The organism is Brevundimonas sp. NPDC007368, assembly GCF_042869015.1.
In the GTDB taxonomy this organism is placed as follows: Bacteria; Pseudomonadota; Alphaproteobacteria; order Caulobacterales; family Caulobacteraceae; genus Brevundimonas.
This window is the reverse complement of the sequence record NZ_JBIAFA010000004.1, coordinates 161,408-182,921: the sequence shown is the minus strand read 5'-3', so window position 1 is coordinate 182,921 and position 21,514 is coordinate 161,408. Positions and strand designations below refer to the sequence as shown.

Sequence of the window (21,514 nt, the reverse complement as noted above, 5' to 3'; positions counted from 1 at the left end):
ACCACGGCGCAGACGGCGCCGGTCAACATGGTCTTCATGGTCGAAACTCCCCCTCGATCCGAGGGGAGTTAAGCCGGGCCTTGTCCGCTACGCCAGTCTTTAAACGGAGGGTCAGCCGACCGCGCGAAGGTGTGGGGCGCCGGATGCGCCGCGATCCAGACGGAAGCGGCCGACCTGCTGATTCAGGCTGACGGCCTCGTTGGCCAACTGGCGGGCGGCGGCGGTGGCCTCTTCTGTCATGGCGGCGTTCTGTTGGGTGATGTCGTCCATCTCGCCCATGGTGCGACGGACGCGGGCCAGACCCTCGGCCTGTTCCTGGGCCGAGCCGGCGATGCCGCCGGCCAGGCCGTCGATGGCCACGACGCGGCCGCCGATCCGATCCAGGGCCTCCCCGGTGCGTTCGACCAGATCAACGCCGCGCGCCACCTGGGCCGAGGAGGTCGAGATCAAGGTGCGGATCTCGCCCGAGGCTTCCGACGAGCGCTGGGCCAGGGCGCGGACTTCCTGGGCCACCACGGCGAAGCCGCGACCGGCGTCGCCGGCGCGCGCCGCCTCGACCCCGGCGTTCAGAGCCAGAAGGTTGGTCTGGAAGGCGATCTCGTCGATCAGGCTGGTGAAGCGGGCGATCTCGTTCGAGGATTCGGCGATGGCGTGGATCGCGGCGACGGCCTCTCCGACCACCTGGCTGCTGGCTTCGACGTCGACGCGGGCGGCGGCCAGGGCCTCGGCGGTCTGGCGGGCGTTGTCGGCGGTCGAGGCCACGGCGCGGGCGATGGCGTCGGCCTCGTTGACCGTGCGCTCCAGGTTGGCGGCCTGACGCTCGGTGCGGCTGGCCAGGTCTTCCGAGGCGGTGGCCAGCTGGTTGGAGCCGGCGCTCAGGCTCTGCACGCTGTCGGCCACGGCGCGGACGGCGGTGCGCAGGGCGCGGGTGGCGGCGTGGAAGTCGTTCTGCAGGCTGCGGTACTGCTCGGGGAAGACGCCGGGAATGGTCGTCGACAGATCGTTCTCGGCCAGGTCGTGCAGGGCGGCGCCCAGGGCGCGGACCACCTCGGTCTGACGGGCTTCGGCCTCGTCGTGGGCGGCCTGGACCTTGTCGCGCTGCTCTTGCAGGACGTCGAGGTAGATGGAGATGGCCAGGTCCATGTCCAGCATGACGCGCTGGGTCAGCTCGGACACGGCCTCGGCTGTGACGCGGTCATGTTCGCGCTTGTTGGCCCAGAACTTCCGGGGGCGCTCGGCGATGGCGCGGGTCAGGTGAGCCAGGATGACGCTGTAGCCGCCGATGTACCAGCGCGGCTCCAGGCCGATGCGGGCGTGGACGTGGCCGATGGTGCGCACGGACTTGGCGTAGTCTTCGTCGGCGCGACCATCGATGATGGCGTCCCAGTGGCGCTCCTGCGCCTTGCTGGCCGCGGCGATGTGCGCCTCTTCGCGGAAGAAGCGACGCGTGGTCGGCTCGGCCCGCACCCGGTCGTAGAAGGCGGCCAGGGCCACGGGCGTTTCGCGGCGCAGCAGGGGACCCATGGCGCGGTAGCCGCTGGAGGCCTGGCCCAGACCCATGAAGCTCATGCGGTGGTCGATGTTTTCGCCCGCCATGATGTCGTCTCGCTACCTGTACCGGCGCAGGGGAGCGCGCCTGCTTATCCCTTTGAACCTTAGGGGTATTGCGCCTCTTAAGAGAGGTTTGCGTAGAAACACGTAAGCGCGAGGGTTCGTGTCGCGGCGGCGCTCATATAAAGACATCCTTATGGCTTGATTGCCCCAACGCGCCGGGCGCGCTATAGCGACGCCTTGAAAATCCCCGCCGCGAGAACCCCTTCATGACCGACTACATCGTTCGCGACATTTCCCTGGCCGATTTCGGCAACAAGGAAATCGCTATCGCCGAAACTGAAATGCCGGGCCTGATGGCTCTGCGCGAAGAGTTCGGCGCCGCCAAGCCCCTGAAGGGCGCCCGCATCGCCGGCAGCCTGCACATGACCATCCAGACGGCGGTTCTGATCCAGACCCTGGAAGCCCTGGGCGCCGAAGTGCGCTGGGCCTCGTGCAACATCTTCTCGACCCAGGACCACGCCGCCGCCGCCATCGCCGCCAACGGCACGCCGGTCTTCGCCACCAAGGGCGAGACCCTGGTGGAATACTGGGACTACGCCCACAAGATCTTCGAATGGGCTGACGGCGGCTATCCGAACCTGATCCTCGACGACGGCGGCGACGCCACCCTTCTGTGCGTGCTCGGCCCGAAGGCCGAGAAGGACATCTCGGTCCTGTCGAACCCGCAGAACGAGGAAGAAGAAGCCCTCTTCTCGGTCATGAAACGCTACATCGCCGAGAAGCCTGGCTTCTATTCGGCCATCCGCGACGCCATCGGCGGCGTGTCGGAAGAGACGACCACGGGCGTGCACCGCCTGTACCAGATGGCCGAGCGCGGCGAGCTGCCCTTCCCGGCGATCAACGTCAACGACAGCGTCACCAAGTCGAAGTTCGACAACCTGTACGGCTGCCGTGAGAGCCTGGTCGACGCCATCCGTCGCGGCACCGACGTCATGCTGTCGGGCAAGGTCGCCGTGGTCTGCGGCTACGGCGACGTGGGCAAGGGCTCGGCCGCTTCTCTGCGTAACGGCGGCGCGCGCGTCATCGTCACCGAGATCGACCCGATCTGCGCCCTGCAGGCCGCGATGGAAGGCTATGAGGTCCAGACCCTGGAAGACGTCGCCGACAAGGCCGACATCTTCGTCACCACGACGGGCAACAAGGACGTCATCCGCGTCGAGCACATGCGCGCCATGCGCAACAACGCCATCGTCTGCAACATCGGTCACTTCGATTCGGAAATTCAGGTCGCCGGCCTGAAGAACTTCAAGTGGGACAAGATCAAGGATCAGGTCCACCACGTCGAATTCCCGGACGGCAAGAAGATCATCCTGCTGTCGGAAGGCCGCCTGGTGAACCTGGGCAACGCCACGGGCCACCCGTCCTTCGTGATGTCGGCTTCGTTCACCAACCAGACCCTGGCCCAGATCGAACTGTGGACCAACGCCAAGTCCTACGAGAACTCGGTCTACACCCTGCCCAAGCATCTGGATGAGAAGGTCGCCTTCCTCCACCTGGCCAAGCTGGGCGCCAAGCTGACCCAGCTGACCAAGGAACAGGCCGACTACATCTCGGTCCCGGTCGAAGGCCCGTTCAAGCCGGAACACTACCGCTACTAAGACCTGATGGTCCGAAAGCAGAAACCCCGCGCCGTCGCCGGCGCGGGGTTTTTGTTTCCTCCCCATGAAATGGGGAGGTGGCGCGGCGGCGTAGCCGACGAGACGGAGGGGCTCCTTTAAATCCAGCGCGGTAGCCCCTCCACCGCTACGCGGTCCCCCTCCCCATTTCATGGGGAGGAAAGTTTACGCCGCGTCGCGCGGATCGTAGGCCTCGATCTCGCGGCCCATCAGGCCGGTCTCGAAGTCCATGAAGATGTCGATCAGTTCGTCGACCCCGACCGGCGGCGCCTTGGGCCCGAAGCGGAAGCGCCAGAAGCTGACGATGTGCTGCACGGCGCCCAGCTGATCGCCCAGCCGCGCGAACAGGGTCGGGGCCTCCAGCAGGAAGTCGCGGAAGGCGATGGGATTGCCCTCGCGCGTCAGCCCCGCATAGGCGTCGTCGTAATAGCGCAGGGTCCGGCTGACCTCTTCGCAGGTCTTCATGATTCGTCCGCGCAGGACGGCGCGGCCGCGGTCGATGTATTCCTTGGCGGCGCGGTCGCTGGGGCCGACGGGCTTCACCGTCCCTACATCGTCGGCGACGTTGACGATGTCCGCCATCAGGCTGGCGAGGGTCCACTTGTAGTAGAGGAAGCCCTTCCAGCAGAAGACGCCCTCCTGATACTGCTCGGGCTCCAGCCGAAGCGTGGCGCGCAGGGCCTCCAGCCGGTCGCCGGGCGCGTTGGACAGGATCTTGGTGGCCATGCGCGCGGTCGAACCGACCGCCGCCACCCCGCCGCCCATGCTGAGGGTGACCAGGGGTTCGATCTCGGCCTGGACGAAGGTCAGCATCTTCTCAAGGTCGGCTTCGCTGAGCGCGAAGTAGCAGGGGGCGGCATCCACCTCGCCGCGACGCAGTTGCTCGCGCAGCAGGAAGGGGTCCAGCGAAGGCAGCTGGTCCATCAGCCGCAGGGTCTTCAGATCGGGATGGTCGGCGGCGATGCCGAAGGCCTCCTGCATGGCCCGCTCGAAGCCGATCTGATTGACGAAGACGAAGCGCCCGCCGGTCTTCAGGTCGGTGCTGTCGATCGGCACCACCACCTTGGTCGCTACCTGGCGGCGTCCGGGGAAGGAGTCGGTCTCGTTGCGCCGCAGCCGGTGCTTGATGATCAAAGAGGTGTTCAGCGCCGGGGTGCGGAACATGGGGCGCTCGGCCCAGTCGTCGGTCTCGCCGTGCTCGTCAAAGACCTTGAGCAGGTTCAGCACGCGCGCCGTGGAGGCGGTGCGGCGCAGGTGTTCCAGATTGCGGACGGCGCGATCAGTCATGGCGGCGACACTGCCCGGCAAAGATGACTAACGGCTTAGCTGGCAAAGAAAGAGGGCCGCCTCGGTTGAGACGGCCCTTGTCAGTTTGGGGAGGAAAGGGGGATCAGAAGGTCGTGGTCACCGACACCCAGAGGCGGCGCGGCTCCTGGTTGTTGGCGTATTCCGGCGCATAGGCGACGGGCGTGCCGTAGGGCTTCAGGCTGACGAAGTCCTTGTTGAACAGGTTGTAGATGGTGGCGTTGATCGTGACCCGATCGGTCACGTCGTACGATCCGCCCAGGTGGAACAGTTCATAGGCCTTGTAGTCGCCCCAGGCGTCGCGGGCGGCGCCCAGACCGCGGAAGCGCTCCGAGCGATACTCGCCGCGCAGCCACAGGTTCATCTTGTCTGTGGCGTTCCAGCGCAGGCTGGCGTTGACCATGTGCTCGGGGGTGTCGGTCAGGGGCTGGCCCTTGGCCGCGCCCGACTTCTGCTCGCTGTCGGTGTAGGTGTAGTTGCCCGACAGGGTCCAGTCGGGGGCGAAGCGCCAGCGCGCCGCCGTCTCGACGCCGCGCGTGACGGCCTCGTCGACGTTCACCTGCTGGCCGAAGGTGGCGTAGTTGGCCCAGAAGCCGACGTCGGTGCAGCCGGTCTTGTTGTAGGTCCCGGCGTCGTACTGGGCCTTGGTCAGGCCGAAGGTGCAGTTCACGACCGGCGTGCCGGCGGCGATCTTGTCCTGGAACTCGTTGTTGAAGACGGTGACGTTGGCGCGGAAGGTCGAGCCGTTGTCATAGAAGACGGCGATCTCGCTGGAGGTCGAGGTCTCTGGCTTCAGGCCCGGCGAGCCCAGCAGGGGCAGGCGGCCCTGCGAGCCGAAGCCGTTGATGCCCTCGGCCAGTTGCTCCAGGCGCGGGGTCTTGAAGCCCTGGCTGACGCCGCCCTTGATGGTCCACTCCGGCGAGGCGTTCCACACCAGATAGGCGCGCGGGCTGAAGTGGGCGCCGAACTTGGAATGGTCGTCGTGACGTGCGCCGAGCGTCAGGGCCAGGCTGTCGGTGAAGCGCCACTCGTCCTCGGCGAACAGGGCCCACTGGGTGTGCTCGAACGTCGTCGGGGCCACGCCGTCGACCATCTCGGCGTCCCAGTACTGGCCGCCGACGGTAAAGGTGTGGTTGCGCCACTGCGAGAACAGCTTGGTGTCGAAGATGGTGTTTTCCGACACCAGGTCGCGCGCGCCGCCGGCGCCGGCCACCCCGTTGGGGATGATGCGGCCGATGGTTTCGGTCTTGCCGAACGACAGGTTGGATTCCAGCACGCCGAACGGCAGGCGCCAGTTATGGGCCAGGGCGTACTGGTCCCGGTTGAACTCCAGCGCATTTCCGTAGCCGCCGGCGGTGGTGTTGGTGCCCATCTGGCCCTTGGCGTTGTCGTACCACTGGCGCGAGACGTCCACGTCCAGCCACAGGTCGTGGTCGGCGTGCGGGGTCAGGGTCAGGCGGCCGCCCAGGGTCCAGATCTCGCTCTCGGTCGAGCTGCGGCCAAAGCCGGTGACGGGGGTCTCGACGCCGCCGACGTTCTCGAACTTCAGGTTCGACTGCTCGCGCGTCAGGTAGGAGCCGCGCACGGCCAGACCCATCAGGTCCTTCACCAGCGGGCCGTTGGCGTAGAAGTCGCTGCCCCAGAGGTCGCCGAAATCATCGTCGCCCTGAAGGGTGTAGTTGGCCGAGGCCGAGCCGCCCCAGACGTCGCCGACCTTGCGGGTGATGATGTTGACCACGCCGCCCATGGCGTCAGACCCATAGAGGGTCGAGACCGGGCCGCGCACGACCTCGATGCGCTCGATGGCCGAGACCGGCGGCATGAAGCTGGACGAGGTCTCGCCGAAGCCGTTCGGCGTGACGCTGCCGGCCGTGTTCTGGCGACGGCCGTCGATCAGGATCAGGGTGTAGTCCGAACCCATGCCGCGGATGTTGATGGTCTGGCCGCCGGTCTTGCCGACGGCGGCGCCGACGTCGACGCCTTCGATATTGGTCAGGATCTCGGCGATCGAGGCGGCGCGCATCTCCTCGATCTCCTGGCGCGGCACCACGCTGATCGAAGCCGGGGCCTGGGTGATGCGTTGTTCGAAGCCCGAGGCGGTGACGACGACGTCGGCGACGGTGGTGGTCGCCTGGCGCTGTTGCTCGGTCAGTTCCTCAGCCGTGGCGGCCTGACCCGTGGCGAGAACGGCCAGGGCGGATGCGGCCATAAGGGTCGAGCGGCGAGAAACGGCGAAGAAAGACATGAACAGCCCCGGTTGATTTGCGAGCGCTTCTCAACATCAAGGGCGGCGGCGTGGCAACGGGGGTGTGCGAATAGGTCGCAATTGCGTTGGGCGGGATGCGACCGCCGGGACGCTGGCGCGCGGCGTGCAGCGGGCCTAGAAGGCGGACATGGAAATCTTCGACATCCTGATCCTGATCGCCATTGCGGCGGTGACCATCACCCTCGGTTTCGGGGTCTACAGTCTGTATCGCGGCGGCGACTTCGCCCGATCGCACTCCAACAAGCTGATGCGGCTCCGCATCGTCCTGCAGGCGGTGGCGGTGCTGTTGCTGATGGGCGGGATGTGGTGGAAGGCCACGCACGGCGGCTGATTATTCGAGGGGGCTGACCGATGGTCACGCTGAACAAGATCTACACCCGCACCGGCGACGCCGGGCAGACCCGCCTGGCGTCGGGCGCGCCCGTGTCCAAGACCGACCTGCGGGTCGAGGCCTATGGGTCGGTCGACGAACTGAACGCCGTCATCGGCGTGGCTCGTCTGAACAGCGGCCAGAACGACCGGATCGACGCCATGCTGGGCCGAATCCAGAACGAGCTGTTCGATCTCGGCGCCGATCTGGCCACGCCGCTGGAGCCGGCCCCGAAATGGGAGGCGCTGCGCATCATCGCCTCGCAGGTCGAGCGGATCGAGACCGAGATCGACTGGATGAACGAGAGCCTGAAGCCGCTGGACAGCTTCATCCTGTCGGGCGGTTCGCCCCTGTCGGCGCATCTGCATCTGGCGCGCACCGTCTGCCGCCGGGCCGAGCGCGACGCCATCCGCCTCATGGAATCGGGCGAGCAGGTGAACCCGGAGGCGGTCCGCTATCTGAACCGCCTGTCGGATCACCTGTTCGTCGCCGCCCGCCGGGCCAACGCCAACGGCGCCGCCGACATCCTGTGGAAGCCCGGCGCGACGCGCTGAGGCGGGCAGGAGAGGGGCCTTACTGCGCCGTCAGGCCCCCGTCGATCTTGAACTCGGCGCCGGTGACGAACTTGGATTCGTCCGAGGCCAGGTAAAGGACGCAGTAGGCCACGTCGTCCGGTTCGCCGATGCGCTTGAGCGGAATGCCGCGCGCCAGCTTTTCGTGCGCCGTCGTCTCGTCGCCGCCGGCCATGGCGACGAAGGGATCGAGGATCGGGGTCTTGATGAAGACCGGGTGGACAGAGTTGGCGCGCACGTTCCAGCCCGCCTTGGCCGCCTCAAGCGCCACCGTCTTGGTGTAGAGCCAGACCGCCGCCTTGGTGGCGTTATAGGCCCCCATGCCCGGCGCCGCCGCCAGCCCAGCGATCGACGAGATGTTGACGATTGAGCCCGCGCCAGAGGCCCGCAGATGCGGCATGGCGTGCTTGCAGCCCAGCATGACCGACTCGATGTTGACCGCCTGAACCAGCCGCCAGTTGTCCAGCGTGTCCTGCTCGGCCCAGGCCAGATGGCCGCCGATGCCGGCGTTGTTCACCAGGATGGACAGGCCGCCCATGTCCTCGGCGGCGGCGGCGACCACGCGAACCCAGTCATCCTCGCGCGTCACGTCCTGCTCATAGGCGAAGGCGGAGCCGGGGGTTTCGGCGTTGATGCTGTCGGCCAGGGTCCTTGCCCCGTTCAGGTCGAGGTCGGAGACGGCGACCTTGGCGCCCTCGCGCACCAGCATCCGCGCCATGGCCTGACCCAGACCGCCCGCCGCCCCGGTGATGAGGGCGGACTTGCCCGCGACGCGCCCAAGACGAGGGGCGCTCACTCGACCAAGCCTTTGACGATCTCGTCGATGAAGCGGGCCATGGCGACATCGCGCTCGGTGACGCCGCCGGCGTCATGGGTGGTCAGCAGCACCTCGACGCGGTTGTAGACGTTGGACCATTCAGGATGGTGGTCCGCCTTGTCGGCCAGCAGGGCGACGCGGGTCATGAAGCCGAAGGCGGCGTTGAAATCCTTGAAGCGCAGGCTGCGGGCGATGGCCGGGCGCGGATCGTCGGCGCGGCGCCAGTCGGGCAGGCCCGCCAGAACTTCGGTCACGTCGAGGGCGGTCATGGGCGTCTCCTTGATTTTGTTCAGGCGTATCGCGCCCCCGCAAGGGCGACAAGCCGTGACGCCGCGTCAACACAGACGCTCTCCTCCCCCGCTTCGCAGGGGAGGATCGAATCTCAGCCTGTCATCTGCGACGCTTCCCCGGATGACGCCGACCGCGCGAGGCGTTACACCCGCATCCATGACCCAGGCCGATCCCTCCCCCTCCTCCGGCAAGACCTCCTCCTTCGGCTTCCGCGACGTGGATGCGAAGGAAAAGGTGCAGATGGTGCGCGGGGTCTTCAACTCCGTCGCGTCCAACTACGACCTGATGAACGACCTGATGAGCGCGGGCGTGCACCGTCTCTGGAAGGACGCTGCGGCGGCCAAGCTGAACGCCCGGCCCGGCGAGGTCATTCTCGACATGGCCGGCGGCACCGGCGACATGGCGCGGCGCTATTCGAAGATGGCGCGCGCGGCCCAGCAGCGGCGCGGCGGCGAGGACGCCACCGTCATCGTCATGGACTACAACGCCGAGATGATCCTTAACGGCGTGGCCAAGGGCGGCGAGCCCGAGATGGCCTGGGGCGTCGGCGACGCCATGAACCTGCCCTTCCCCGATGCCTGCCTGGACGCCTATTCGATCAGCTTCGGCATCCGCAACGTGTCCGACGTGGCGGGCGCCCTGAAGGAAGCGCGCCGCGCGTTGAAGCCCGGCGGCCGCTTCATCTGCCTGGAGTTCTCGCACCCCACGACCGGCGCCCTGCGCAAGGCCTATGACGCCTGGTCCTTCCACGCCATTCCGCGCATCGGCGAATGGGTCGCCAAGGACCGCGACAGCTATCAGTATCTGGTCGAGAGCATCCGTCGCTTCCCGGATCAGTCGACCTTCAAGCGGATGATCGAGGACGCCGGGTTCAGCCGCGTCAGCGTCACCAACCTGTCGGGCGGCATCGCCGCCATCCACCACGGGTGGGCGATCTGAGCCGGCTGTCCGTCAAGACCCCGCCCGCCGCGCCGACGCCGGAGCCCGTCCGCGACCCGCTGGGCGCCGCCTTTCGCCTGATCGGCTGGGGCTGGGTGCTGGCGCGTCACGACGCGCTGATCCCGCGCGAGGTCAATCCGCTGCTGCCCGCCTGGACCCGCCCGTTCGCGCAACTGGTGCAGATGACGGCCAGCCGCAAGCATCGCGCCGGTCGCCCCGGTCAGCGCGTGGGGCAAGCCTTCGAGCACCTCGGCCCCGTGGCTATCAAGCTGGGTCAGGTTCTGGCCACGCGCGCCGACATCTTCGGCATCCAGTTCGCTCAGGATCTGGGTCGACTGAAGGACAAGCTGCCGCCCTTCCCGCTGGAGGAGGCGCGCGCCGAGATCGAGCGCTCGCTGGGCCGCACCGTAGAGAGCCTGTTCATCGACCTGGGCCAGCCGGTCGCCGCCGCCTCCCTGGCGCAGGCGCATCCGGCCTACCTGGCGGACGGTCGCAAGGTGGCGGTCAAGGTGCTGCGTCCCGGAGTCGAGCGCCGCGTGGCGCGCGGGCTGGATTCCATGCGTCTGGGCGCCAAGCTGGTGCAGAAGTTCGTCGAGCCCGCCCGGCGACTGGAGCCCCAGGCCTTCGTCGAGATCATCGCCCGCGCCCTGTCGCTGGAGCTGGATATGCGGCTGGAGGCCGCCGCCGCCTCGGAACTGGCCGAGGTCATGGCCAAGGACGACTTCATGAGCGCGCCCGCCGTCGTCTGGGACGGGGTGGGCAAGCGGGTGCTGACGCTGGCGTGGGCCGACGGCCTGCCGATGACCGACCCGGCGCTGGAAAGCCTTCCCGGTCTCGACAAGGACGCCCTGGCCGACAAGGTGGTGCGCGGCTTCCTGGTCCAGGCGCTGGACCACGGCGTCTTCCACGCCGACCTGCACGAAGGCAATCTGTTCGCCGACGCTCCGGCCCAGGTCACCGCCATCGACTTCGGCATCGTCGGGCGACTGGGCCCGGCCGAGCGGCGCTACCTGGCCGAAATCCTGTGGGGCTTCATCAGCCGCGACTACGACCGCATCAGCCGGGTCCATTTCGAAGCCGGCTACGTGCCGCCGCATCATTCGGTCGACACCTTCGCCCAGGCCCTTCGCGCGGTCGGCGAGCCGGTCATCGGTCGCCAGGCCAGCCAGGTGTCGATGGGCCGACTTCTGGGCCAGCTGTTCGAGATCACTGCCCTGTTCGACATGCACATGCGGCCCGAACTGGTGCTGCTGCAAAAGACCATGGTCTCGGTCGAAGGCGTCGCCCGTCGTCTCAACCCTGACCACGACCTGTGGGAGGCGGCCAAGCCGGTGGTCGAGCGCTGGATCAAGCGCGAACTGGGTCCGCAGGCCCAGATCAAGGAGACCATCGAGGAGGCTCTCGCCACGCTGAAGGCTCTGTCGCATCTGGCGCAGAACCCACCGCAATCTCAGACGTTAGTGATCGAGAAGGCCGGAACCCGGCCCTGGGTGGTCGCCGCCGTCACCGTCGCCGTCTGTGCCTCGGTCGCCGCCCTGGTCCTGACACTCTGGCCGATGATCGTCGCCTGACGTTTCTTCGGAGCCTGCCGCCTATGAAGACCCGGATCTTCGCAGCCGCCGTGATGGGCGCGAGCCTGCTGGCCCTGCCTGCGGCGGCGCAGACGGCGGCGGCCACGTTCCCCAACAGCTTTGGCGAACCCGACGCCGTGCAGGCGCCGCCGCCGGCCCCGGCCTCAGGCGAGGCGCCCGACATCGCCCGCACGCAAGGCGCGCTTCGCGCTGTGATCGCCTCGCTGCAATCCGACGAGATCGACTATTCGGTGTTCAGCCCCAGTCTGGCCGAGCAGATCCGCAGCCGGGCCGCCGAATTCGCCCCGCGCGTGCGGCAGCTCGGGGCCGTGCAGGTCATGGAGTATCGCGGCCAGCAAGACGGAGCCGAACTGTTCCGCGTGGTGTTCGAGAAGCAGGCCACCGATTGGGTCATCGCGTTCGACAACGAGGACCGGATCAACGCCCTGCTGTATCGCCCGGCGCGCGGCGACTGACGCGGATCTGAGCCTTAGTCCAGCGACGGCTTGCCACGTCCGCTCTTGATGCTTGAGCGGGTGGACTTGGCCTGCAATCGCCGTTCCTTGGATGCCCGCGTCGGTCGGGTCGGCACGCGATAGACCGGTTTGATCGAGGCCTCGGCCACCATCTCGTCCAGGCGGGCGATGGCGTCGGCCCTGTTGCGCTCCTGGGTGCGGAAGCGGACGGCGGTGATCAGGATGACCCCGTCCAGCGTCAGACGACTGCCCGCCAGCTTCATCAGCCGCGCCTTGACCGGCTCGGTCAGGCTGGGCGAGTTCCTGACATCGAACCGCATCTGGACGGCGGTCGACACCTTGTTGACGTTCTGGCCTCCGGGGCCGCCTGCGCGGAAGAAGCGGAACTCCAGTTCGTCCTCGGGAATACGGCTCACAGGCTGACTTTCCGTGCACGGACGACCGCCGTATCAAGGGCTTGCAGGAAGCGCGAGCGGTCGGCGTTGGAGAAGGGCGGCGGGCCGCTGGTGGCCACGCCGATGGAGCGCAGATGCTCGCCCACCATGCGCCCGGCCAGGGCCGAGCCGATGGAGTCGGGGGTGAAGGGCTGCCCGTTGGACTTCAGCGCCTGGGCCCCGGATTTCAGACAGCGGTCGGCCAGGGGAATGTCGGCGGTGACGACGATGTCGCCGGTGACGGCGCGCTCGGCGATCCAGTCGTCGGCCACGTCAGGCCCGGCGTCGACCACCACCTGTTCGATCATCGGTTCGCGCGGGACATTGATCCAGGCGTTGGACACCACAAAGACCTTGAGCCCGTAGCGGCGGGCCACGCGATAGACCTCCTCCTTTACGGGACAGGCGTCGGCGTCGATGTAGAGGGTGGTGGGCATGGGCGTCTTATGGCGTGTCGCGAGCCAAGGGTGAAGGTCGGGGTTTCTCCTCCCCACATTGTGGGGAGGTGGATCGGCGGCGCAGCCGACGAGACGGAGGGGCTCGGTCGAGCTTGGCGAGAGGCCCCTCCACCACTTCGTGGTCCCCCTCCCCACGACGTGGGGAGGAAAGAAAAAGCGCCGCGACCTTTCGATCGCGGCGCTGATGGTCGTGCAGAAAGCCGAAGAGCTTACTGCGGATAGGCCACCGGCATGGCCCCTTCGCCGCCGGTGCGATAGCGGTCGCGCAGCAGCAGGTTGCGGGCCTGCAGCGGCTGCTCCACGCCGTCGATGAAGACGGCCGAGGGCTGGCTCAGCGGCTCCAGCGGATCGCCCGACCAGACCACCACATCGCCCGCCGCGCCCGGCTTCAGCTCGCCGAACTGGCCGTCGAAGCCGAAGATGCGGGCCGGATTGACCGTGATCGCCTGGATGGCGGCGGCGAAGGGCAGGCCGTGCGAGACGGCGTTCCCGGCGTTGTAGCGGATGTCGCGGGCGCGATGGGTCGAGCCCTCATTGCCCTTGATGGCGATGACCACGCCCGCCGCGTTCAGCGCCGCCGCGTTCTGCATCCGCGCCGCCCGCATCTCGAAATTGCCGGGCAGGTTGGTGATCGGGTGCAGCAGGACCGGGACCTTGGCCGCCGCGATCTCATTGGCGACCAGCCAGCCCTCGGCGGCACCGTCGAGGATGACCTTGACGCCCTCCTCGCGGGCCAGACGCAGGACCTGCTGGATGTCCGAGGCGCGATTGACGCTGACGATCAGCGGCATGGAGCCATTGGCCACCGGGATCAAAGCCTCGAGGTCGGCGCGCGACAGCGACAGGTCGCGAAGCGCGGCGCGGTCATAGGCGGCCTTGTTGCGGGCGTAGAGGCGGACCTCGGCCAGGGTCTCCTTGAACAGGACGAACTCGGCCCCGCGCGCGCCGCCGGCGACGCCCTTGCCGGCCTCGCCGAAGGGGGCGACCATGGCCACGCGCGGCTTCACCAGAATATCGGCGCCGCCCAGCTTGATCACCGCCGCCTGGCCCGCGAACAGGCCCGGCGACTGATAGCCGCCGTGACCGGCCCCGGCGAAGTCGCTGTCGTCATGGCTGTGGCCGCCGCCCGAGCCGGCGTGCTGGGGCGTGACCACGGCGCGGGTGACGCCGCCGAGGCGAGCGACCGGCAGGGTGAAGGACCAGGGGTCCAGGCCATAGGACAGGTCAAAGGCGGCGCTCAGGGTGTTGGCGCTGTTCGACAGGTCGTTGGAGCCGCGCACCGAGCCGACTTCCGAACCGCCGAGGCCGGAGTCCACGGCGACGAAGCCGGGGGTCACGATCTTGCCGCGCGCGTCGATGGCGCGCATTCCGGCCGGGGCCGCGCCGGTCCCGACGGAAACGACCCGGCCGTTGCGCACGACGACCGTGCCGTTCTCGATCACCGAGGTGCCGGTCAGGACCCGGCCGCCGGTGATGGCGACGTCCTGCGCCGCTGCGGGACCGACGAGGGCGAGGGCCGCGACAGCGCCCGCCAGAAGGGTTTGGATGCGCATGGTTCAGCGAGCTCCCTGGGCGACGCCGGCGGCGGCTTGGCCGAAGCCGGGCTGACCCAGTTCGAAATCGGATACGGGCTGGAAGGCGGGGTTGGACCGGTCGAAGGCCAGGCCGCCGTCGATGAAGACCTGATCGGCGCGGGCGTAGACCGAGAAGGGATCGGCGCTCCAGATCACCACGTCGGCGCGTTTGCCGGGCTCCAGCGAACCGGTCTCCTTGTCGATGCCGATCGAACGGGCGGCGTTCAGGGTGATCCAGCTGATGGCGTGCTCTTCCGAGATGTTCATCCCGGCGCGGCGACCGGCCGACAGGGCGGCGGCGGCTTCCTGATTGAGGCGCTGGGTCAGTTCGGCGTCGTCGGAGTGGATGACGGCGCACGAGCCCTCGGGCGCGTCGGTCAGGGCGGCGTTCTCCTCGATGCCGTCCAGAGCCTCCATCTTGAAGCCCCACCAGCCGGTCCACATGGCGGCGCAGACGCCTTCACGCGCCAGAAGCGGCGCGATCTTGTAGGCCTCGACCGCGTGGTGGAAGGTGGTGACCTTGTAGCCGAACTCCTTGGCCACATCGAGCATGACCGCCATCTCGTCGGCGCGGTAGCAGTGGTTCTGGACCAGGATCGACCCGTCCAGGACGCCCGCCAGGGTTTCCAGCTGCAGGTTGCGGGTCGGGGGCGTGCCTTGACCGGTCTCGCGCCACTTGTCCCACTTCTCCTTGTAGTCCCGAGCCGAGATGAAGGCGGCGCGATAGCCGGCGACATTGCCCATGCCGGTGGCCGGCGACTGGTTGCGGCCGCCATAGACGCGCGACGGGTTCTCGCCGCAGGCCATCTTCAGGCCATAGGGAGCGTTCGGGAACTTCATGCCCTGCATGGTGACGGACGGCACGTTGCGCACCGTCACGCCGCGCCCGCCGAACAGGTTGGCCGATCCGGGCAGGATCTGGAGCGTGGTCACGCCGCCCGCGCGGGCGGTGTTGAAGCCCGGGTCCTGCGGCCAGATCGAATGCTCGGCCCAGACCTGGGCCGTGTTCGGATTGGTGGCCTCGTTGCCGTCGCTCATGCCCATGACGCCGGGCGAGGGATAGACGCCGAGGTGGCTGTGGATGTCGATGACGCCCGGCGTGACGTAGCGACCGCGCGCGTCGACCACCTTGTGGCCCGCCGGAACCGGCGTGCTCGCCCCGCCGACGGCGGCGATGCGGCCGTCGGTGACGATGACCACGCCGCCTTCGATCTTCTGACCCGTGCCGGTCAGGACCGTGGCGCCGACCAGGGCCAGGTTCTCGCGCGGCAGGCCGCGATAGGTCGAGGGATAGGGGTCCGTGTTGGCCCAGCCGTCCAGGCCCGGGGCCATGGTGCGGTCTCTGGGCGCGGCCGAGGCCGTCTCGGTCTTGGGCTTGGCGTCGCCGGTCGTGGCGCAGGCCGACAGGGCCAGGGCGCCGAGCGCGCAGGTGAGGACAGCGAGGCTTGGGCCCCGCAGACGGTTAAGCAACATGGGCGAGACCCCCTCGCGCCCGCATGCGGCGGGCTGACAACGGGACGGCATACAAAGGGGGTTCAGCGTCGCCGTAAAGGGGAATTGTCAGGAGCCGGACAAGCGGTCGCGGACCTCGGCCTCGTCCAGCCCCTCGATCTCGATCATCTTGAGCCGCGACTGGCCGCCGCGCGCCAGGGTCACGTCGCGCTTGGGCACGCCCAGGGCCTTGGCCAGAAAGGCGGTCAGGGCGGCGTTGGCCTCGCCCTCGACCGGCTGGGCGCGGACGCGGACCTTGAGCACGGGGCGGCCGTCGGGGTCCACGTCCCAGCCGTCGATGCGGTCGGCGGCGGCGCGGGGCGTCAGCTTGATGGCGAGGCGGGCGGTCATGGGAAGGTGTTTGGCCCATTCGAGCCCTGCGGCCAACTCCCTGATGTCATCCCGGACGAAGGCTCGCCTGCGAGCCGAAGATCCGGGACCCAGGCGGTGGAGCCTTGACTGGAGATGTCGCGTCTGGAGCCGGCGACTGGGTCCCGGATCGGCCTGGCGGCCGTCCGGGATGACGGCAGGAATGGAACGCCAACTAAAAACGCGCCGGACGGTCTCCCATCCGGCGCGCTTCATGTTCAGCCTGTGAAACCGATCAGCCCAGGGCGGCCATCAGCTCCGGCACGGCGGTCTTGTAGTCGGCGACCAGGCCGAAATCGGCGATCTGGAAGATCGGGGCGTCGGCGTCCTTGTTGATGGCGACGATGACCTTGGAGTCCTTCATCCCGGCCAGGTGCTGGATGGCCCCCGAGATGCCGATGGCGATGTAGAGGGCCGGGGCCACGACCTTGCCGGTCTGGCCGACCTGATAGTCGTTGGGGGCGTAGCCCGCGTCGACCGCCGCGCGCGAGGCGCCGATGGCGGCGCCCAGCTTGTCGGCCAGGGGCTCCATGACGGCGTGGAACTCTTCGGCCGAGCCGAGAGCGCGACCGCCCGAGACGATGATCTTGGCGGCGCCCAGTTCGGGGCGGTCCGACTTGACCATTTCCTCGGAGACGAAGCCGGTCTTGGGCGCTTCACCGGCGGCGACGGTCTCGACCGAGGCCGAGCCGCCTTCACCAGCGGCGGCGAAGGCCGTCGGACGCACGGTGATGACCTTCTTGGCGTCGGCTGACTGCACGGTTTCCAGGGCGTTGCCGGCGTAGATCGGGCGCACGAAGGTATCGGCCGAGACGACCTCGACGATGTCCGAGATCGGCGCGACGTCCAGCTTGGCGGCCAGACGCGGGGCGAAGTTCTTGCCGTCCGTGGTGGCGGGCGACAGGACGGCGTCGTAGCCGGCGGCCAGCGGCAGGACGGTGGCTTCGACGGCTTCGGCCAGACCGTGAGAAATGGCGTCGCCCTCGGCCAGCAGGACCTTGCGCACGCCCGTGATCTTGGCGGCGGCGTCGGCCACGCCCTTGGCGTTCTTGCCGAGGACCAGAACATCCACGTCCGACGACAGGGCCAGGGCCGCCGTCACGGTCTTGTGGGTGGTGTCGCGAACGGTCGAGCCGTCGTGGTCGGCGATGACGAGAACGGCCATTACAGAACCCCTGCGTCTTTGAGCTTGGAAACCAGTTCGGCCGCATCGGCGACCTTGACGCCCGCCGAACGCTTCGGCGGCTCCGTCACCTTCAGGACCTTCAGGCGATCCGCGACATCGACGCCGTAGTCGGCGACCGCCTTGACCGCGATCTCCTTCTTCTTGGCCTTCATGATGTTGGGCAGGCTGGCGTAGCGGGGGGTGTTCAGGCGCAGGTCCACGGTGACCACGGCCGGCAGGGTCGCCGCCACGGTCTGCAGACCGCCGTCGACTTCGCGCGTCACGGTCGCCTTGCCGCCGTCAATGACCAGCTTGCCGGCGAAGGTGGCTTGCGGCCAGTCCAGCAGGGCGGCCAGCATCTGACCCACGGCGTTGTTGTCGCCGTCGATGGACTGCTTGCCCATCAGGACCAGATCGGGCTTCTCTTCATCGACCACTGCCTTCAGCAGCTTGGCGACGGCCAGCGGCTCCAGGTCTGCGTCGGACTGGATCAGCAGGCCGCGGTCGGCGCCCATGGCCAGGGCGGTGCGCAGGGTTTCCTGGGCCTGGGTCACGCCGATGGAGACGACGACGATTTCCGTCGCCGTGCCGGCGGCATGGTGTTCCTTGCCTTCCTTCAGACGCACGGCCTCTTCGACGGCGATCTCGTCGAAGGGGTTCATGCTCATCTTGACGTTGGCCAGATCGACGCCGGTCTGGTCCGCCTTGACGCGGGCCTTGACGTTATAGTCGATCACCCGTTTCACCGGGACGAGTACCTTCATGAGCCTATCCACTTGGTCATCGAAATATGGCCCGAGGGATTGGACCGGGGAAACCGGCCTGTCAACGTAACGCTACGTGAACTGCGGTCGTGTCGCGGGCGCATTTTTGATCTATGAGACCTGCATGAAACGCTTCCTGACCAATAGCCGCCTGAACATCCTGTTTTTCAGCCTGTTCGCCGTCATGGTGGCCGGGGTCTTCGTCTTCCAGCACTTCTGGATGGAGCCGGGCGAGCGCTGCGAAGCCCAGGGCAAGTGGTACGACATGGAAAGCCGCATCTGCGCCCAGCCCATCTCGATCGCCGAGATCACCGGCCGCCCCATCGGCGTCAGCCGCGCCGAGGCCTCGGCCGAGAAGAACAGGGAGCTGGTCGAGATCGAGGATCAGCTGAACGCCCAGAAGCGCGCCCGCGACGCCGCGACCGAAGCCGAGCGCGCCCGCGTCGCCGCCCTGCAACAGCGGTAACCCCTCTTCCCCGAGGGCGGGGAGGGATAGGTCAAAGAAAAACGCCCCGGCCTTTCGACCGGGGCGTTTTCATGTTCAGGCCTGACCGTCGCGGATCCGCTTCAGGTCCGGCGCCAGGGCCTCGTCGGTCAGGATGGCGATGGCCTCCTCGACGGTGACGATGGTCTGGGCCTGGCTGCCCAGGCGGCGGATGGCGACCTTGCCTTCCTCGGCCTCCTTGCGGCCGACGACGGCGATGGCGGGCACCTTGCCGACCGAGTGTTCGCGGATCTTGTAGTTGATCTTCTCATTGCGCAGGTCGATCTCGGTGCGCAGGCCCGCGGCGCGGAACTTGGCGACCACTTCCTCGGCATAGCCGTCGGCGTCCGAGGTGATGGTGGCCACCACGGCCTGGGTCGGCGCCAGCCACAGGGGGAAGGCCCCGGCGTAGTTCTCGATCATGATGCCGATGAAGCGCTCGAAGCTGCCCAGGATCGCGCGGTGCAGCATGACCGGACGGTGCTTCTGGCCGTCCTCGGCGATGTAGGTCGCGTCCAGACGGTCGGGCAGGACATAGTCCAGCTGGATCGTGCCGCAGGTCCATTCGCGGCCGATGGCGTCCTTGACGATGAAGTCCAGCTTGGGCGCGTAGAAGGCGCCGTCGCCCTCGGCGATGACCGGCTCGACCCCGGCGGCGCGGGCGGCTTCGGCCATCTGGGCCTCGGCCTTGTCCCAGAACTCATCCGACCCGGCGCGGACGTCGGGACGGGTGGCCAGGTTGATGTAGGCCGTTTCCATGCCGAGGTCGGCGTGGACGCTCTTGGCCAGCTTGATGAACTCGGCCGTCTCGTCGACGATCTGGTCTTCGCGGCAAAAGATGTGGGCGTCGTCCTGGGTGAAGCCGCGCACGCGCATCAGGCCGTGCAGCGAACCGGACGGCTCATAGCGGTGGCAGGCGCCGAACTCGGCCATGCGCAGCGGCAGTTCGCGATAGGACCGCTGGCCCTGATCGAAGATCTGCACGTGGCCGGGGCAGTTCATCGGCTTCAGCGAAAGGGTCTCGCCCTCCACCGTCTCGCAGACGAACATGTTGGGACGGTACTTCTCCCAGTGGCCCGAGGCCTCCCAGAACTTGCGGTCCAGCACCTGGGGCGTCTTGACCTCGACGTATCCGGCCGCGTCCAGGCGGCGGCGCATATAGGCCTCCAGAACGCGCCACAGGACCCAGCCCTTGGGGTGCCAGAAGACCATGCCGCGGCCCTCTTCCTGCATGTGGAAGAGCTCCATGGCGCGGCCCAGCTTGCGGTGGTCGCGCTTCTCGGCCTCCTCGATGCGCAGCAGATAGGCGTCCAGGTCGGCCTGGGTCGCCCAGGCGGTGCCGTAGATGCGCTGCAGCTGAGCCTTGGACGAGTCTCCGCGCCAGTAGGCGCCGGCCAGCTTGGTCAGCTTGAAGGCCTTGCCGACAAACTTGGTGGTCGGGAAGTGCGGCCCCCGGCACAGGTCGGCCCATTCGCCCTGCTTGTAGACGGTGATGGTCTCGGTGCCCGGCAGGTCGCGGATCAGCTCGGCCTTGTAGGTCTCGCCCACCGATTCGAAATGCTTGATCGCTTCGTCGCGATCCCAGACCTGACGCTCCAGCGGGGCGCCTCGGTCGATGATCTCGCCCATCTTCTTTTCGATCTTGGCGAAGTCGTCGGTCGAGAAGGGCTCGTCGCGGGCGAAGTCGTAATAGAAGCCGTCCTCGATGGCCGGGCCGATGGTGACCTGGGTGCCGGGGAAGAGCTCCTGCACCGCCTGGGCCAGGACGTGGGCGGCGTCGTGGCGGATGGTCTCCAGCGCCTCGGGATCGTCGCGCATCAGCAGGCGGAAATCGCCGTCGCCGTCGATGACGCGGTCCAGGTCGCGCTGCTCGCCGTTCCAGACGACCAGAGCCGCCTTCTTGGCCAGCGAGGGCGAGATGGCGGCGGCCACGTCGCGGCCCGTCGAGCCGGCCGGATACTGACGCACGGCGCCGTCGGGGAATTTCAGTTCGATCATGACGGTCGTTCTTTTTCGGTCTTGGCGGGCGGTACGGGATCATAGCCCGAACCGCCGAAGGGATGGCATTTACAGAGACGGCGCACAGTGAGCCATCCCCCCCGAACCGGCCCGTGCTGGAGCAGGGCGTCGCGCCCATAGTCCGAACAGGTCGGCAGGAACCGGCACGACTGGCCGAAGAAGGGGGACAGCGTCACCTTGTAGCCCCGATGGGCCGCGCGGACGCTGCGTTCGTAGAGAGACATCTGTCCCTTCGCCGGGGGCTCTGTTTCGGGTTCGCGCCGCTTATCCCTCTTCATCGCAGGGGGATCAACCGGACGAAGCCTTCAGGCCGCGCCGGCGAGGCGAGTTCGCGTATCGCTGTGGTGTTTCGCCAAGGCCTGATTGACCGCGTCGAGCGTGGCTTCCAGCGCCACCATGGTCGAGGCGTGACGCGCCGGGTAATCAGCGACCTGCTTGAGAACCCGCAGACCCTCGAAGCGGCCTTCGGGGCCGTCGCCGCCGGATTTCAGCATGGCCAGCATGGCGTCGCGGGCCTCGACGATTTCCTGGGCCGATGCGCCGAGGATGCTTTCGCCGACCACGCCCGCCGCCGCCTGGCCCAGGGCGCAAGCCTTCACCGTCTGGGCGAAGTCGCTGATGCGGCCTTCGCTGTCCAGCGTCACGTCGACGATGGCCCTCGATCCGCACAGCTTGGCCACGCGCTCGGCGCTGCCTTCCGGCTCAGCCAGCCGCCCGCTGTGCGGCAGGTTGGCCGCCAGCGACAGGATGCGCGCGCTGTAGAGGTCGTCGATCATGGGCGGAAGATAGGGCCGATAGACGCAAGAGAGAAGATGCGATCCTCCCTTGCGAGCGAAGCGAAACGGGGGAGGGGGACCATGCGCAGCATGGTGGAGGGGGCGAAGGGCCGAGCGCGGGGGTTGGGGGCTTGCCCCCTCCA

General features: G+C 67.9%; 22 protein-coding genes. 7 read left to right on the top strand and 15 right to left on the bottom strand.

Going from position 1 to position 21,514, the window contains the following annotated elements; genetic code table 11:
• Positions 1-111 precede the first annotated feature (111 nt).
• A complete protein-coding gene (locus ACFYLW_RS10065) occupies positions 112-1,596 on the bottom strand; it encodes a globin-coupled sensor protein (protein ID WP_312064826.1) in 1,485 nt (494 codons plus the stop codon).
• Positions 1,597-1,820: 224 nt separating this feature from the next.
• Here ACFYLW_RS10065 and ahcY point away from each other — a divergent pair, with 224 nt between their 5' ends.
• Positions 1,821-3,212, top strand: a complete 1,392-nt coding sequence (gene ahcY, locus ACFYLW_RS10060; RefSeq protein WP_292085440.1) for an adenosylhomocysteinase — start codon at positions 1,821-1,823, stop codon at positions 3,210-3,212.
• 183 nt (positions 3,213-3,395) lie between these two features.
• Here ahcY and ACFYLW_RS10055 read toward each other — a convergent pair whose 3' ends face one another.
• On the bottom strand, positions 3,396-4,517 hold the full coding sequence (locus ACFYLW_RS10055) for a hypothetical protein (RefSeq protein WP_312064828.1): 1,122 nt from the start codon (positions 4,515-4,517) through the stop codon (positions 3,396-3,398).
• 103 nt (positions 4,518-4,620) lie between these two features.
• Positions 4,621-6,780 (bottom strand): TonB-dependent receptor domain-containing protein, encoded by a 2,160-nt coding sequence (locus ACFYLW_RS10050; RefSeq protein WP_312064830.1) that lies wholly within the window; start codon positions 6,778-6,780, stop codon positions 4,621-4,623.
• Positions 6,781-6,928: 148 nt separating this feature from the next.
• On the opposite strand from ACFYLW_RS10050, the gene ACFYLW_RS10045 reads away from it, so the two are divergent.
• A complete protein-coding gene (locus ACFYLW_RS10045; RefSeq protein ID WP_292085444.1) occupies positions 6,929-7,132 on the top strand; it encodes a twin transmembrane helix small protein in 204 nt (67 codons plus the stop codon).
• 20 nt (positions 7,133-7,152) lie between these two features.
• Complete coding sequence (locus tag ACFYLW_RS10040) at positions 7,153-7,725, top strand: cob(I)yrinic acid a,c-diamide adenosyltransferase (RefSeq protein ID WP_292085451.1); 573 nt, start codon at positions 7,153-7,155, stop codon at positions 7,723-7,725.
• A 19-nt stretch (positions 7,726-7,744) separates the two neighbouring features.
• On the opposite strand, the gene ACFYLW_RS10035 is transcribed toward ACFYLW_RS10040, so the two are convergent.
• Positions 7,745-8,539 (bottom strand): SDR family oxidoreductase, encoded by a 795-nt coding sequence (locus tag ACFYLW_RS10035; protein WP_312064833.1) that lies wholly within the window; start codon positions 8,537-8,539, stop codon positions 7,745-7,747.
• On the bottom strand, positions 8,536-8,829 hold the full coding sequence (locus tag ACFYLW_RS10030) for a 4a-hydroxytetrahydrobiopterin dehydratase (protein WP_312064835.1): 294 nt from the start codon (positions 8,827-8,829) through the stop codon (positions 8,536-8,538). The genes ACFYLW_RS10035 and ACFYLW_RS10030 overlap by 4 nt, the downstream gene beginning before the upstream one ends.
• Before the next feature lie 178 nt (positions 8,830-9,007).
• Between ACFYLW_RS10030 and ACFYLW_RS10025 the strand changes: the two genes are divergently transcribed.
• From ACFYLW_RS10025 to ACFYLW_RS10015, 3 genes are read left to right on the top strand one after another with little or no spacing between them, the layout of a single operon-like run.
• Positions 9,008-9,790 (top strand): class I SAM-dependent methyltransferase, encoded by a 783-nt coding sequence (locus ACFYLW_RS10025; RefSeq protein WP_312064836.1) that lies wholly within the window; start codon positions 9,008-9,010, stop codon positions 9,788-9,790.
• Positions 9,778-11,361, top strand: a complete 1,584-nt coding sequence (gene ubiB / locus ACFYLW_RS10020; RefSeq protein WP_312064837.1) for a 2-polyprenylphenol 6-hydroxylase — start codon at positions 9,778-9,780, stop codon at positions 11,359-11,361. Before ACFYLW_RS10025 ends, ubiB begins: the two co-directional genes overlap by 13 nt.
• A gap of 23 nt (positions 11,362-11,384) precedes the next feature.
• On the top strand, positions 11,385-11,837 hold the full coding sequence (locus ACFYLW_RS10015) for a hypothetical protein (RefSeq protein WP_390182994.1): 453 nt from the start codon (positions 11,385-11,387) through the stop codon (positions 11,835-11,837).
• Positions 11,838-11,851: 14 nt separating this feature from the next.
• Here the strand turns inward: ACFYLW_RS10015 and arfB are convergent, their stop codons facing one another.
• From arfB to ACFYLW_RS09980, 7 genes are all read right to left on the bottom strand, one after another.
• A complete protein-coding gene (arfB, locus tag ACFYLW_RS10010; RefSeq protein ID WP_312064838.1) occupies positions 11,852-12,253 on the bottom strand; it encodes an alternative ribosome rescue aminoacyl-tRNA hydrolase ArfB in 402 nt (133 codons plus the stop codon).
• Positions 12,250-12,708 (bottom strand): YaiI/YqxD family protein, encoded by a 459-nt coding sequence (locus ACFYLW_RS10005; RefSeq protein WP_312064841.1) that lies wholly within the window; start codon positions 12,706-12,708, stop codon positions 12,250-12,252. Before ACFYLW_RS10005 ends, arfB begins: the two co-directional genes overlap by 4 nt.
• Positions 12,709-12,938: 230 nt before the next feature.
• A complete protein-coding gene (locus ACFYLW_RS10000) occupies positions 12,939-14,282 on the bottom strand; it encodes an amidohydrolase family protein (protein ID WP_312064843.1) in 1,344 nt (447 codons plus the stop codon).
• Between the two features lie 3 nt (positions 14,283-14,285).
• The gene (locus ACFYLW_RS09995; RefSeq protein ID WP_312064844.1) at positions 14,286-15,776 is read right to left on the bottom strand and encodes an amidohydrolase; all 1,491 of its coding nucleotides are present in this window, start codon (positions 15,774-15,776) and stop codon (positions 14,286-14,288) included.
• A gap of 87 nt (positions 15,777-15,863) precedes the next feature.
• Positions 15,864-16,145 carry a DUF167 domain-containing protein gene (locus tag ACFYLW_RS09990; protein ID WP_312064846.1) on the bottom strand — a complete coding sequence of 94 codons (282 nt, stop codon included), beginning with the start codon at positions 16,143-16,145 and terminating at the stop codon, positions 15,864-15,866.
• Between the two features lie 253 nt (positions 16,146-16,398).
• Complete coding sequence (locus tag ACFYLW_RS09985; RefSeq protein WP_312064848.1) at positions 16,399-17,328, bottom strand: electron transfer flavoprotein subunit alpha/FixB family protein; 930 nt, start codon at positions 17,326-17,328, stop codon at positions 16,399-16,401.
• Positions 17,328-18,092, bottom strand: a complete 765-nt coding sequence (locus tag ACFYLW_RS09980; protein ID WP_292085467.1) for an electron transfer flavoprotein subunit beta/FixA family protein — start codon at positions 18,090-18,092, stop codon at positions 17,328-17,330. Before ACFYLW_RS09980 ends, ACFYLW_RS09985 begins: the two co-directional genes overlap by 1 nt.
• Positions 18,093-18,216: 124 nt before the next feature.
• Here ACFYLW_RS09980 and ACFYLW_RS09975 point away from each other — a divergent pair, with 124 nt between their 5' ends.
• On the top strand, positions 18,217-18,558 hold the full coding sequence (locus ACFYLW_RS09975; RefSeq protein WP_312064850.1) for a hypothetical protein: 342 nt from the start codon (positions 18,217-18,219) through the stop codon (positions 18,556-18,558).
• A 75-nt stretch (positions 18,559-18,633) separates the two neighbouring features.
• Here the strand turns inward: ACFYLW_RS09975 and thrS are convergent, their stop codons facing one another.
• From thrS to ACFYLW_RS09960, 3 genes are all read right to left on the bottom strand, one after another.
• Complete coding sequence (thrS, locus tag ACFYLW_RS09970) at positions 18,634-20,574, bottom strand: threonine--tRNA ligase (RefSeq protein ID WP_312064852.1); 1,941 nt, start codon at positions 20,572-20,574, stop codon at positions 18,634-18,636.
• Positions 20,571-20,819, bottom strand: a complete 249-nt coding sequence (yidD, locus tag ACFYLW_RS09965; RefSeq protein ID WP_121481541.1) for a membrane protein insertion efficiency factor YidD — start codon at positions 20,817-20,819, stop codon at positions 20,571-20,573. The genes thrS and yidD overlap by 4 nt, the downstream gene beginning before the upstream one ends.
• An 81-nt stretch (positions 20,820-20,900) precedes the next feature.
• Entirely contained in the window at positions 20,901-21,371 is a 471-nt protein-coding gene (locus ACFYLW_RS09960; protein ID WP_312064854.1) for an iron-sulfur cluster assembly scaffold protein, read from the bottom strand.
• Positions 21,372-21,514: the final 143 nt, after the last annotated feature.